This window comes from Bacillus sp. ISL-4 (genome assembly GCF_018613275.1).
GTDB lineage: Bacteria > Bacillota > Bacilli > Bacillales > DSM-1321 > Peribacillus > Peribacillus simplex_E.
Genome location: NZ_JAGGQN010000010.1, coordinates 148,881 through 163,026, shown reverse-complemented (window position 1 = coordinate 163,026; position 14,146 = coordinate 148,881). Strand labels below are relative to the sequence as shown.

The 14,146-nt window shown below is 41.5% G+C and carries 13 protein-coding genes; all 13 read left to right on the top strand.

What is annotated here, in order from left to right; translation table 11 throughout:
* Positions 1–9: 9 nt before the first annotated feature.
* The 13 genes from J7J00_RS07110 to hpaD all read left to right on the top strand — a co-directional run bounded on the left by J7J00_RS07110 (position 10) and on the right by hpaD (position 14,102).
* Positions 10–1,191, top strand: coding sequence for a CCA tRNA nucleotidyltransferase (locus tag J7J00_RS07110; RefSeq protein ID WP_214789325.1), 1,182 nt, complete (start codon positions 10–12; stop codon positions 1,189–1,191).
* Entirely contained in the window at positions 1,176–2,156 is a 981-nt protein-coding gene (locus J7J00_RS07105; protein ID WP_214789322.1) for a biotin--[acetyl-CoA-carboxylase] ligase, read from the top strand. Before J7J00_RS07110 ends, J7J00_RS07105 begins: the two co-directional genes overlap by 16 nt.
* Positions 2,157–2,494: 338 nt before the next feature.
* Positions 2,495–3,331, top strand: coding sequence for a 3-methyl-2-oxobutanoate hydroxymethyltransferase (gene panB, locus J7J00_RS07100; protein WP_214789318.1), 837 nt, complete (start codon positions 2,495–2,497; stop codon positions 3,329–3,331).
* Positions 3,328–4,176, top strand: coding sequence for a pantoate--beta-alanine ligase (gene panC, locus J7J00_RS07095; RefSeq protein ID WP_214789315.1), 849 nt, complete (start codon positions 3,328–3,330; stop codon positions 4,174–4,176). The genes panB and panC overlap by 4 nt, the downstream gene beginning before the upstream one ends.
* Before the next feature lie 25 nt (positions 4,177–4,201).
* Complete coding sequence (gene panD, locus J7J00_RS07090) at positions 4,202–4,585, top strand: aspartate 1-decarboxylase (RefSeq protein WP_076365694.1); 384 nt, start codon at positions 4,202–4,204, stop codon at positions 4,583–4,585.
* A gap of 160 nt (positions 4,586–4,745) precedes the next feature.
* Positions 4,746–7,526 (top strand): ATP-dependent DNA helicase DinG, encoded by a 2,781-nt coding sequence (gene dinG, locus J7J00_RS07085; RefSeq protein ID WP_214789312.1) that lies wholly within the window; start codon positions 4,746–4,748, stop codon positions 7,524–7,526.
* Positions 7,527–7,681: 155 nt separating this feature from the next.
* On the top strand, positions 7,682–7,852 hold the full coding sequence (locus J7J00_RS07080; RefSeq protein ID WP_065310840.1) for a YpmA family protein: 171 nt from the start codon (positions 7,682–7,684) through the stop codon (positions 7,850–7,852).
* An 18-nt stretch (positions 7,853–7,870) separates the two neighbouring features.
* Positions 7,871–8,347 (top strand): cell wall elongation regulator TseB-like domain-containing protein, encoded by a 477-nt coding sequence (locus tag J7J00_RS07075; RefSeq protein ID WP_063233239.1) that lies wholly within the window; start codon positions 7,871–7,873, stop codon positions 8,345–8,347.
* A 19-nt stretch (positions 8,348–8,366) separates the two neighbouring features.
* Positions 8,367–9,551 carry a pyridoxal phosphate-dependent aminotransferase gene (locus J7J00_RS07070; protein WP_214789310.1) on the top strand — a complete coding sequence of 395 codons (1,185 nt, stop codon included), beginning with the start codon at positions 8,367–8,369 and terminating at the stop codon, positions 9,549–9,551.
* Positions 9,552–9,788: 237 nt separating this feature from the next.
* Positions 9,789–10,466 carry a GntR family transcriptional regulator gene (locus J7J00_RS07065; protein ID WP_214789307.1) on the top strand — a complete coding sequence of 226 codons (678 nt, stop codon included), beginning with the start codon at positions 9,789–9,791 and terminating at the stop codon, positions 10,464–10,466.
* 109 nt (positions 10,467–10,575) lie between these two features.
* Complete coding sequence (hpaI, locus tag J7J00_RS07060; protein ID WP_214789304.1) at positions 10,576–11,493, top strand: 2,4-dihydroxyhept-2-ene-1,7-dioic acid aldolase; 918 nt, start codon at positions 10,576–10,578, stop codon at positions 11,491–11,493.
* Between the two features lie 79 nt (positions 11,494–11,572).
* Positions 11,573–13,087 (top strand): 5-carboxymethyl-2-hydroxymuconate semialdehyde dehydrogenase, encoded by a 1,515-nt coding sequence (hpaE, locus tag J7J00_RS07055; protein WP_214789302.1) that lies wholly within the window; start codon positions 11,573–11,575, stop codon positions 13,085–13,087.
* 31 nt (positions 13,088–13,118) lie between these two features.
* On the top strand, positions 13,119–14,102 hold the full coding sequence (gene hpaD / locus J7J00_RS07050; RefSeq protein ID WP_214789299.1) for a 3,4-dihydroxyphenylacetate 2,3-dioxygenase: 984 nt from the start codon (positions 13,119–13,121) through the stop codon (positions 14,100–14,102).
* The last annotated feature ends 44 nt before the right edge of the window (positions 14,103–14,146 follow it).

Sequence of the window (14,146 nt, the reverse complement as noted above, 5' to 3'; positions counted from 1 at the left end):
GGGATGCTGATGGATCGGTTATTCTTAAAATCAGTACCCATTCTTGAAGTGATTGAAGAAGCAGGATACGAGGCTTATTTCGTTGGCGGCTCTGTAAGGGATTATATCCTTGGCATGCCCATAAACGATGTGGACATCGCCACTTCCGCAACACCCCAGGAAATCAAAAGGATTTTTCCTAATACGGCTGATATCGGAATCGACCACGGAACAGTGCTTGTCATTACGGATACGGGTACATACGAAATGACGACGTTTAGAACGGAAAGCGGGTATTCGGACTTTCGCAGACCCGATTCTGTACAATTTGTCCGTTCTTTGACTGAGGATTTGCAAAGAAGAGATTTTACGATGAATGCAATGGCAATGGACAAGACCGGAAAGATCATCGATCCATTTAATGGTAAGCGTGATTTGGCAGAAAAAAGGATCATCACGGTTGGCAACCCGCATGAAAGGTTTCATGAGGATGCATTGAGAATGATGCGTGCTTTAAGGTTCGTCAGTCAACTTGATTTTGACCTGGATCAAGAAACCTTTGATTCCCTTAAAGAGAACGCCCAGATCATCAGTGAAATCGCTGTCGAAAGAATCCTGGTTGAATTTGAGAAGCTAGTGGCCGGCTCCAATAAGATAAGGGCTTTCACACTCTTGCTGGAAAGCGGATTATATCAATACCTGCCTCTATTCTCCAGTAAAAAAGATCATTTAATGGACTTACTGAACCTGCCTCTTCATCAGCTAAAAGCGGCAGAAATATGGTCTATAATCATGGTTCACACAAAGGATCAGGAACTGGAAAAGGCTTTGAGGGCATGGAAGCTGCCTTTGAAAACGATAAGAAACATTCAACGTACGATACAGCTAGTGAAGAAAGAACCATCAGCCATCGATGTATTTCATGCAGGTCATGGCGTAGCTGTACAAGCTGCTAAAGTCAAGGCGGCACTGACTGGTGGTAATGTATCGGATGCGGAGGAGAATGCACATCGGCGCTACAATGAACTTATTATAAAACAAATGTCGGATCTTGCCGTTTCGGGGACGGATTTATTGAATTGGCATAAAGAAAAGCCAGGTCCATGGGTCAAAGAATACTTGGAAAAAATATTGAAAGCGGTCTTGAATGAAGAATTAAGAAATGATAAAGAAGAAATTAAGAGGTGGCTGGTGAAATGCAATCTGAGTTAAGAACAAAGCTGATGGAAGCCCTCTCGAAAGCGGATGGTGCGTTCATATCCGGTCAGGAAATTGCTGAATACATTGGCTGTTCGCGCACAGCTGTCTGGAAGCATATAGAAGACCTGCGCAGTGAAGGATATAACGTGGAAGCCGTTAGGAAAAAAGGCTACCGGATCATATCAGCTCCGGAAAAAGTGTCAGAGAGCGAAATACAACTTGGCTTGGAAACAAAAACGATCGGCAAGATGATCCACTATCAGGAGACTGTAGAATCCACTCAAAAGATTGCGCATCAACTAGCAAATGATGGCGTTCAGGAGGGAACCCTCGTCGTTGCCGAGGAGCAGATATCCGGAAAAGGAAGGCTAATGAGATCTTGGCATTCCCCGAAATTCAGCGGCATATGGATGAGTCTGATCCTAAGACCGAAAATCCCGATTCATGAGGCTCCGCAACTTACATTATTGGCCGCGGTCGCTGTGGCTCAGGCTATAGAGGATACCACTGATTTGAAGCCACAAATAAAGTGGCCGAATGATATTTTGGTGAATCGCAAGAAAGTGGTGGGCATCCTTACGGAGATGCAGGCGGAGTCAGATAGAATCCATTCTGTCATTATCGGAATTGGAATGAATATCAATCAGCAATTGGAGGATTTTCCTGAAGAACTGCAGGAAAAAGCGTCTTCCCTTCTCATAGAAAGTGGAGGGACGGTTTCAAGGTCCAAGGTCATTCAACGAGCATTGTTCCGTCTGGAAAATTTGTACGAACTCTATTTAGATCAAGGCTTCATGCCCATAAAGGATTTATGGGAGAGTTATGCGATCAGTCTTGGTCAGGTTATCAAAGCCAGTACCGTTAATGACACGATTGTCGGAAAAGCATTGGGCATAACGGATTCAGGCGTTTTACTTCTTGAAGACGGAAAAGGAATCGTACATTCGATATATTCTGCTGATATTGAAATTCAGTAGATTTTTGTCAAATTCGTGAAAATTAAATAGAAATTTTTAATTTGGATTGATATAATGCAAGTGGGCAGTATCTATGTGAACTGCACCCCCATAAATACCAAATTATTTGAAAATCTGCCTTGATCCAGAGAACTGGACGGGGACGGAGGGATGAAACTTCTGATGAAACAAAGATTGACTAAAAAGATAAGTCTGTTTATTGATCGGTATTTGGCTTTTTAAGCCATTTTTCGTAGCGAAACAGATACTTTTTTAGTCAGTCTTTTTTTTGCGCATGAATGTTTAGACACCAGTTTTCGCTGATGTTTTCATCTCCTCCATCAAAAGGAGGAAACGAAATGAAATTGTCCGGAGATTTTTTGAAAATGAAACAAAATCAAGAGAAAATTGTCATGCTGACGGCTTATGATTACCCGTCAGCAAAGTTAGCCGAACAATCCGGTGTTGACATGATTTTAGTCGGCGATTCTTTAGGAATGGTCGTATTGGGATATGACTCAACGATTCCAGTTACGGTGAATGATATGATCCATCATACAAAGGCAGTAAAACGCGGGGCACCAAATACATTTGTCGTGACGGACATGCCCTTTATGAGCTATCACCTATCTATGGATGAAACACTCAAGAATGCTGCCCGAATCATGCAGGAAGGTCAAGCGGATGCAGTGAAGCTTGAGGGAGCGGATGATGTTGTTGAAAAAATATCAGCATTGACCAAGGCGGGCATCCCGGTTGTAGCCCATCTTGGCTTGACTCCTCAATCAGTCGGCGTTCTGGGCGGATATAAAGTGCAAGGAAAAGATGCCGAAAGTGCAGCACAGCTCTTGGAAGATGCGAAAAAGTGTGAAGCGGCAGGGGCGATGGCAGTAGTATTTGAATGTGTTCCACATCAAGTGGGGGAACTCATCACACGGAACCTGGAAATTCCGACCATTGGAATTGGGGCAGGCGCAGAAACGGATGGTCAAGTCCTCGTTTACCATGATGTCATCAAGTATGGGGTAGACCGGCTAGCGAAATTCGTAAAAGTTTATGGAAATGCAAATGAACTGATTGGTCAATCGATTACAAGCTTTGTGAATGAAGTGAAATCTAAAGATTTTCCGTCGGAAGAACATACTTTTACTATGAAGGAAGAGCAGCTTTCTGAACTTTATGGGGGGAAAAGATGAAAACTTTTACATCAGCGGCTGATTTGCAACTGGCACTTAGAGAGGAAAAAAACAATCACAAAAGCATTGGCTATGTAGCGACAATGGGGTTTTTACATGAGGGGCATGCAACCCTTTTGGAAAAGGCTCGCAAAGAAAATGATATTGTGGTATTGAGTATTTTTGTGAATCCGATGCAATTTGGACCTAATGAGGATTTTGAAACATATCCGCGGGATATGGAACGGGATGAAAATGTCGCAGCAAATGGCGGAGTGGATTATCTCTTCTATCCAACAGTCCACGAAATGTACGGTGAAGAACCATCTGTGAAGGTTGTTGTCCAAAGCAGGACCGATGTTTTATGCGGGAGACAAAGGCCTGGACACTTTGATGGTGTAGCGACGGTCTTAACGAAATTCTTCAATATCATCCTTCCTGATAGAGCTTACTTTGGAAAGAAGGATGCCCAGCAAGTCGCCGTGATAGATGGACTGATCAAAGACTTTAATTTCCCTATCCAGCTTGTTGCTGTAGATACCGTTCGCGAAGAAGATGGGTTAGCGAAGAGCTCGCGAAATGTTAACCTATCAGATCAAGAACGCATGGAGGCTAAAGAGCTGTACCAAAGTTTATTAAAGGCCAAAGAGGCTGTTGAATCAGGTGAAAGAAATACAGCAGCCGTCACGGCCTTAGTAAGTGAACATATTGCTGCCCAAACAAGTGGAGTGATCGACTATATTGAAGTCTATCAATATCCGGAACTTAAACCACTTGAATCGCTTGCAGGAAACGTCATCATTGCATTGGCTGTAAAGTTCAAGCATGCGAGACTAATTGATAATATCACCTTATATGTAGAATAATTCATGAAAATCAGGGGGGATTGAGATGTTTCGAACGATGATGAATGGAAAAATTCACCGGGCACGGGTAACTGAAGCTAATTTGAATTATGTAGGCAGCATTACGATTGATGAAGACATAATTGATGCGGTGGGGATTCTGCCTAACGAAAAAGTCGCCATCGTGAATAATAATAATGGTGCACGACTTGAAACGTATGTGATTGCGGGTGAACGGGGTAGCGGTGTAGTGTGTTTGAATGGAGCGGCGGCTAGACTAGTGCAGCCGGATGATATCGTGATTATCATTTCTTATGTAATGGTTTCAGAGGATAAACTGGGAGAGCACAAACCAAAAGTTGCGATCATGGATGAAAACAACAAAATCATTGATTTGATTTCAAACGAACCTGCAGCTACAATCATGTAAGCGGGGGGCCGGCACATGTGCATGAATCATGCATACAGGTGCCGGCCCTTTTAGTCTTTAGATGAACGGCTTGTTTCCTTTATTACGATTATTATGGTATAAAAAAGATAAGAGAATTCCATCAGGAAGTGGAGAAAGCGAAGTTTGAGGTGTACAATTCATGATGCAACGATATGTAGTGGTTGATTTGGAAACAACAGGGAATTCTCCGAAAAAAGGAGATAGGATTATACAATTTGCTGGCGTGGTCATCGAAAATGACCAAATTGTGGATGAATACTCGACATTCATCCACCCTGGACAGGAAATTTCCTTGTTTATTGAAGAATTGACCGGAATAAGCAACGAGACGGTAAAAAATGCACCTGACTTTGAAGATGTTGCAGAAAATATTGCCCGGCTTATAGAAGGGGCTTGTTTTGTTGCCCATAATGTTTTATTTGATTTATCTTTTTTACAGGAAGAATTAGTACGATGCGGGTTTGAGCCGTTTTATGGTTCCACCCTTGATACAGTAGAGTTAGCGAAAATATTAAAACCAACATCCGATGGATATAAGCTGCACCAGCTGGCTAAAGAAGAAAACCTGGATCATTCCAGGCCCCATCAAGCGGATAGTGATGCATATGCCACCGCTTTATTATTGTTGGAATTGAAAAAAAAGCTGATGAACCTTCCAGTCATGACACTAAAACAGTTATATCGATTATCTTATTCCTTACAAAGTGAGGTTTCCGAATTAATAGATGCTTGCATTGCAAGCAAACTTGCTAAAGCAGAAGTCCATTCACCTGATCTTATTACGTATAGGGGCCTTGCATTTAAAAAGGCCGAAGACGTTGGTGATCATAAAGACACGGAGTCGAAATTCCCGCTCGATGATGAGGAAAAAATAACCATGCTTCAAAGGGCATTCCCTGCCTTTGAAGCAAGAAGCGGACAACTTGATATGATGAACATGATTCACCATTCCTTCGAATCCAGCCAAGATGCAATCATTGAAGCTGGGACAGGTATTGGAAAATCCATAGGCTATCTGCTTCCGGCTGTTTATTTTGCAAAAAAACATCATAAACCTGTCGTTGTTTCAACGTATACGCTTCAGCTACAGGATCAACTTCTTCAAAACGAGGTTCCTAAACTTAAGAAAATCCTTCCCTTTACATTTCAAGCTGTTTTACTTAAGGGGAGAAGTAATTATTTGAGCTTGGCAAAGTTCGAAAGGGCATTGCGTGAAAAGGAAGATAATTATGAAACGGCATTAACGAAAATGCAGATATTGGTTTGGCTCACTGAAACCATAACAGGCGATAAAGATGAATTGAATCTCACAAGCGGCGGTCAGCTATTTTGGAATAGGCTTCAAAGTGATGGTCTAACATACGCCGGTTTAAAACAGCCCTGGCTTGAATTGGATTTTTTTGAACGGGCAAAAAGAACAGCTGCCAAGGCGGATATCATCATTACTAACCATTCGTTTTTAATGACGGATCTGCTTACAGAAGACGCCTTGATTCCCAAAAAAGGGTATTTGATTCTCGATGAAGCACATCATTTGGAACAGGCTGCATCTAAACAGCTTGGGAGCAGGCTTAATTACATTTCGGTGAAGACGGTTTTGAACAGACTAGGGACATCAGATCAAAAGCAATTATTATATAAATTGGACAGGATGCTCTTAAATAATGGACTGACGGATGGGAAGTCCATGCATGAATTAGATCAAAAGCTTAGCGATTTTTCGTATGAATTCGAACAGCTTTTTTATTATATCTCCAATCAGGCGGAAAAACTTTCACGTTCCATGAGTCCGAAACGGCTTTCATTCAAAATAGATGATGGAAGATGGGGTAAAGCGATTCTGGTTGCTGAGCGATTGGTGGATTTATTAGGATACATCATCTCGGAGTTAGAGAAAAGATTGGCTCTTTTATTGAATAATGAGTCCCCCTTAGGAAAAAATTCATTATTTCACTTGAATGATATCGAGGTGCTGCTTGGAAATTTACAGGATACCAGAGACTCCTTGCATGAATTTTTCATCAAGCCGCATGAAGAAAATATTTATTGGCTTGATTATACGAATGCAGCACCCCAGCATGGGGTGACTTTGACGGTTCAGCCGATTGCAGGAAGTAAACGGCTATGGGATTCCTATTTCGGGCGCCAAAAGAGTGTGGTCATGACATCGGCAACCCTCGTGGTGAAGGATTCTTTTAAGTATTTTAAAGAACAACTCGGTTTAGAGAATGAGCCAATGCATACGGCAAGTTTACCCTCACCCTTTCCATATAAGGAACTCGTAAAGGTACTGGTTCCAAATGATCTACCAGATATCAATTGCTTATCGGTGGAGGAATTCTCCGAAACAGCGGCAAATCATATTATTGCTGCCGCTCAGGCAGCGAAAGGGAGAATGATGGTATTATTCACCTCGCATGAAATGCTGCGGGCAACCTATCATTCCATCAAAGACAGTGGCGTACTGGATGAGTTCACGCTGTTTGCCCAGGGGATTTCTGGCGGAAGCCGGATGAGGCTGCTCAGGAATTTCCAAAACTTCGAGAAAGCCGTCCTGTTTGGGACAACCAGCCTATGGGAAGGCGTCGATATCCCCGGCGAGGATTTATCTTGTTTAATCATTGTCAGGCTGCCTTTTTCGCCACCGGATGAACCAGTGACAGCTGCAAAATGCCAACTTCTCGAGAAGCAAGGGCGCAATCCTTTCTCTGCGTATTCTTTACCTGAAGCCCTATTAAGGTTCCGGCAAGGTTTCGGCAGACTTATACGCACTCCAGAAGATAAAGGGATTTTGGTAATTCTTGATCGCCGCATCATCACTGCCAAATATGGACCTGAATTTCAAAAGGCCATTCCGGACGTGGACTGGCACCAAGCCTCAATAACAGAAATGGCTGAAATGATAGAAGAGTGGATTTAAAGAATCTTTAAATCATTCTTAATCTAAAATGAATTTTTAAGAATTTATAAAGAAAAATAACCTTTGAGCTGGTATAATGTGATAGGTGGTAAAGCCTTCAAATCCTATTCATACCAGTGGTTGTTGACAAATTATTAAAATGGAGGGGCGTTTTCATGGAAAGTAAAATCGAAGTAATTTCAACAGTCAGGTTGCAACATTCTCCTGATCTGTATAAAATTGTGGATTCTTTGAACCGAACATTGAAAAAAGATGACTTAATGTTCGGCCTAGCACTGGATTCCCAAGATCAAGAAAAAGCGATATTTACAATTTATCGTACATAGAAAGAAGGAAAAGCAGCTTTGAAAAAATGGTTGATTATTGCTTCTATCCTGGTCCTTTGTTTTATCGGATTTGTCAGCGGGGCATATATTAAAGCGTTGCAGCCTAAAAAAGAGGCTGGTAATGAGGCTTTCAAAAAGGCAAAGGAAGAGGGCGGCCTTGTGACCATGGAAGAATTTTACCTTTATAATGGGCAGGATTCATATTCTGTAATCATTGGTAAGGGAGAAAAAGGGACTAAAAAAATAGTCTGGCTTCCTGAGGACAAGAAGAAAGAAATAGTAGTGGAAAACTATAAAGATGGTAAATCAAAAAAAGAAATCTTAAACATTGTCAAAGAAAAGCTTAATCCCCAAAAAATCATTTCGGTTAAGCTAGGCATGGAAAAGAACGTTCCGCTTTGGGAAGTAACGTATCTTGATGAATCCGAGCGTTTTAACTATGACTATTATGATTTTAAAACTGGGGAATGGTTGAAGTATTATCGAAGCATTTAGAATGGAGGATTAATTTAAAATGAAATTAGCGAACCGCGTTCAGTCATTAACGCCATCAACAACATTGGCAATCACGGCAAAAGCAAAGGAACTTAAGGCCCAAGGTCTAGATATAATTGGTTTGGGTGCTGGTGAACCAGACTATAATACGCCCAAACATATCATAGATGCAGCATTTCTTTCCATGAATGAAGGTCAAACTAAATACACGCCATCCGCTGGTCTGCCGAAGCTAAAAGAAGCAATTGCGGCTAAATTGAAGCGTGATCAGGGCTTGGATTACAAACCGTCTGAAATTGTAGTTGGCTCAGGTGCAAAGCACGCGCTTTACACATTGTTTCAAGCTATCCTGGATGAAGAAGATGAAGTCATTGTTCCGATACCATATTGGGTTAGCTATCCTGAGCAAATCAAGCTTGCTGACGGAAAGCCAGTTTATGTAGTCGGTACGGAAGAAAATCAATATAAAATCACTAAAGAACAATTAGAACAAGCAATTACCGAAAAAACGAAAGCGGTTATCATCAACTCTCCAAGCAATCCAACGGGCATGCTTTATTCCAGGGAAGAATTGGCAGCTATCGGGGAAGTTTGCCTGGCTCATGATATCTTGATCGTTTCCGACGAAATTTACGAAAAATTGGTTTATGGAAATGCTAAACATACATCCATTGCAGAGATTTCACCTGAATTGAAAAAGCAAACGATCATCATCAATGGTGTTTCTAAATCGCATTCAATGACTGGCTGGAGAATTGGTTATGCAGCCGGTGATGAGTCCATCATTAAAGCAATGACGAACCTTGCAAGCCATAGCACATCCAATCCTACCACAACTGCTCAATATGGTGCGATTGCCGCTTATGAAGGCACACAGGAGCCTGTTGAAGAAATGCGTCAGTCATTTGAAGGCCGTTTGAATAAGATATATGATAAATTGGTTGAAATTCCAGGGATCAGCTGCATTAAACCACAAGGGGCATTTTATTTATTCCCTAACGTTAAACGTGCAGTTGAATTAACAGGGTACAGCAATGTCGAGGAATTTACGACTGCGTTGCTGGAAGAAGCTCAAGTGGCTGTTATTCCAGGTTCAGGGTTTGGTGCACCCGATAACATCAGACTTTCTTATGCAACTTCATTGGAGCTGCTGGAAGCAGCAGTTGAAAGAATACATTCATTCGTTAAATCAAAAATGGCATAATTTTTTAAAAACCTGCAGACTACCTGGCTACATCAGGGTCTGCAGGTTTTTTTTGATTGTATTTCGATATGGCACTTTCGGGAAGAAGACATGATAAGCGTTTTAGCTCACTTCACTATGACAAAGGAAAAGGTCATTATTTATGGCAAAACAAGCTTGTAAAGAAAAGTAAAAATCATATATGATTTTTAATAAAAATCGATTGCAATCATATATGATTTCATATATGATGAAAATATGGAAGAGAAAAACAAAAACCCCAGCAAAAAGCAAATAGCTTATGAGCACCTTCGTAAATTAATTTTGGATGGAACATATGGTTCTGGACAGCGGATCATTATCGATCAAACGGCAAAAGAACTTAGTTTAAGTCCGATTCCTGTCAGGGAAGCGATCAGACAACTGGAATCTGATGGCCTTATTCAATATAAGCCATATAGTGGAGCGGTGGTTACAAGCATTAATGAGAGCGAATACATTGAAACTCTTTCTGTTTTATCTTTGCTTGAAGGATATGCTGCTGCCCTCAGTTCTTTAACGATGAATGATCATGGTTTTGAAAATCTAATTAATTTAAACAAAGAAATGGAAAAAGCCCTCCATAACTTTGAATTAGAGCTGTTTGGTAAGTTAAACGAATGTTTCCATGCGGAAATTTATGAAAAGTGCGGAAATTCCTTTTTAAAGGAAGAAATTAAACAGGCGCAACAAAGAATGAATAGGGTCAGAAAGTCCATGTTCACCATGGTTCCGCAACGCGCAGTCCAATCGATTCGCGAACATGAAAGCATCATAAAGCTTCTAAAGGAAAAAGCATCTTTTGAAGAAATTGAATCCTTGGTGAGAAAGCATAAACTGAATGCCATCAGCACATTTAAGCAGAGGGCGGAAACTAAACACGATCAGGCACTTTGATGACCCAGGCTTTGTTTTATAATAGTCGATCGATTATTCATAAAAGCAAAGCCGATTTTTTCACTTAAATTATTCCGAATATTCAAATAATTAAAAGGTGGTAGAAAAAATGTACGAGGAAATCAAAAGTCGTTTAAGAGGATCCATCGCTCCCGTTATCACTCCGTTTGATGAAAAGATGGAAGTTGATGTAAAGGCAATTGAAAATCTAGTAAACTGGCACATTGAAAGCGGTTCCCATGGAATCTCGGTATGCGGTACTACCGGCGAGCCGAGTTCACTTACGATTGAGGAACGGGAATTAGTGATGGAAACGGCTATTAAAGCCGCAAAAGCCCGTGTTCCAGTTGCACCAGGTACTGGATCTGCCAATCAGAAAGAAACGTTGCATTTGACAAAAAGGGCACAGGAAATGGGCGCGGATGCTGCTTTAGTCATCGTTCCTTATTACAATAAACCGAATCAACAGGCACTTTACAATCATTTTAAAACGGTAGCCGATTCTGTTGATATCCCGCTTATCGTTTATAACATTCCCGGGAGAACGGCGACGAATTTAGAAGTGAAGACATTGGCACGTCTTGCTGAAGATTGTGAAAATATTATTGGTGTAAAGGAATCTAATAAAGATTTCGAACATGTGAACCGTGTCTTATTGAATTGTGGAAGGGACTTTCTCTTATATTCCGGCATCGAATTATTATGCTATCCAATGTTGGCTATTGGAGGGGCAGGACATATAAGTGCCACTGCAAATATCACTCCTAAAGAAGTTGCGGAAATTTATAACCTTTGGGTGGAGGGTGATGTGGATAAGGCACTTGACCTCCATTACAAATTAATGCCATTGAATGATGTCTTGTTTAAAGAAACCAATCCAGGACCATTAAAAGCTGCGATGGGGATGATGGGGAAAATCAATCCTGCATTAAGGCCGCCTATGGGACCGCCTTCGGAACCATTGGAAAAAGAACTGCGTGAAACCCTTCAATCATACGGGTTGATTGACCAAATAATCCAGTCATAATTGCTAGATTGGGAAGATTGCACAAATCTAATCGAATATTGTCATCTTCCCAAAATTATTTTTTAAAGGAGGATTTATCATGCAAACTTTTCCCGTGCAAGATGTCAAGCATTATATTAATGGTCAATTTGTCGATGGTATCTCAGGAAAAACATTTGAAAATCTAAGCCCTTTTAATAATCAAGCAATCAATAATGTGGCAGAAGGGTTTAAAGAGGATATTGATCAAGCGGTAGCTGCCGCAAGAGCTGCATTCGATAATGGCCCATGGAGAACGATGAAAGTGGAAGAAAGATTGAAGTACATTAATAGGATTGCTGATTTAATTGAAGAAAATGCAGAAGAAATTTCCTTTTTGGAATCCCTTGATACAGGGTTGCCGATTAGCCAGACAAAAAAACAGGCGGCAAGGGGAGCGGAGAATTTCCGTTTTTATTCTGAGATGGTGAAAAGCAGGCTAATAGGAGAGTCGTATCAAGTGGATGACACTTTCATCAATTATACGATCCATAAACCGATAGGAGTGGCAGGATTAATCACTCCTTGGAATGCGCCATTCATGTTAGAAACCTGGAAGATCGCCCCGGCCCTGGCTACAGGTAATACATGTGTCCTTAAACCGGCGGAGTGGTCCCCACTGACTGCCAATAAATTGGCACAAATCATTGACCAATCCGGTCTGCCGAAAGGCGTATTCAATATCGTTCACGGTTTTGGGGAAACAGCAGGGGCGTCCTTGGTTGCCCATCCTGAAGTCCAATTGATATCCTTTACCGGAGAAACGACGACTGGCGCTGAAATCATTAAAAATGGTGCGGATACAATGAAACGTTTTTCCATGGAACTCGGAGGTAAATCGCCAGCGGTCATTTTTGAAGATGCCGATCTAGAAAAAGCCCTGGATTCCGTGGTTTGGGGAATTTATTCATTTAATGGGGAGCGCTGCACAGCCAATTCCAGATTATTTGTCCATGAATCGATAATAGACCAGTTCGTTGCAGAGTTGAAGGAACGTGTTCACAATATCAAAATTGGAAACCCAATGGACCCAGAAACGGAAATCGGACCGCTGATCCATCGTAACCATTTTAATAATGTCTCCCGTTATCTGGATATAGCAAAAGATGAAGGGGCGGAAATTGTAAGCAGTGCCATACCGAGTGCGTTCAAGGAAGGGAATTATATTGCCCCGACGCTTCTCTTGAACTGTACAAATGAGATGACGGTAGCACAGGAAGAGATTTTCGGACCAGTCATGGCAGTCATTCCTTTCAAGACTGAAGAGGAAGTACTGAGAATGGCTAACGATGTAAAGTATGGTCTCGCTGCTTATGTATGGACCAATGATATGAAACGTGGACATAGGTTTGCACAGGCTGTCGATAGCGGGATGGTCTGGGTGAATTCCCAAAACGTAAGGGATTTGCGGATACCATTTGGAGGATCGAAATATAGTGGGGTAGGACGTGAAGGTGGCCATTATAGCTTCGAATTCTATACGGAAACACAAGTTATCCACGTAGCAATTGGTGAGCATCATATCCCAAAATTTGGAGACGTAAAACGGAATGCCGTTTCTTCTGCTGAAAAATAATCCGTGTTTCATTAAAGAAGGGGAGAATACTATGAATTTTTCTATTATTCGTGTTGCGAGAACGATACTTAATGTAACAGATTTAGATAAATCAAGAGCCTTTTATGTGGATGCTTTAGGTTTCATTGAAACGGAAAGAACGAATGATCACATATATTTACGTGGTTTAGAGGAAGCGCATCATCACTCGCTTATCTTGCAAAAGGCAGAAAAGCCAAGCGTTGAAGCAATAGGATACAAGGTTGAAAAAGAGGAAGACCTTGAAGAATTGGAGTCTTTTTTCCTGTCAAAGGGAATGAAAATGAAGTGGATGCAGGAAGGAACACAGCATGCACTTGGCAAGTCGCTACGAGTTCAGGATATTTCAGGATTGCCAGTGGAGTTTTTCAGCAAAATGGATAAAGCCGAGAGATTGCTTCAACGATTCGATATGTATAGGGGTTCAAGGGTCCAAAGAATCGATCATGTGAATTGTTGTGTACCAAATGTGCAAAAAGCCTATGATTTTTATGTGAAAGAATTAGGTTTTGCCTGCTCGGAAGACACAGTGGATGAATCGGGCAAATTATGGGCAGCGTGGCTACATAGAAAGCAAACGGTCCATGACCAGGCATTCATGAACGGAATCGGTCCAAGACTTCATCATGTAGGCTTCTTTCTGCCTGACCCCCTTGCACTTATCCATGCATGTGATGTACTGGCATCACTGGGATATGCCCAGTCCATCGAACGCGGACCAGGAAGGCATGGCCTATCCAATGCATTCTTCCTATATTTAAGAGACCCGGACGGTCACAGGATCGAATTATACAATGGGGATTACTTAACAGCTGACCCGGATACCGAACCGATTCATTGGGATTTGAATGACCCAAGACGCCAGACATTCTGGGGAGCCAAAGCACCGGATTCATGGTTTGATGAGGCATCTGCTGTACTTGATATAATTTCAGGTGAAGAAGTTTCTCTTAAAGAACCGATTCTGGCAAAAAGCAAGCCTGAATTCATCATCTAGAAGCGGGATTTAGGATGAATGATCGAACGTTCTTAAAAACATAC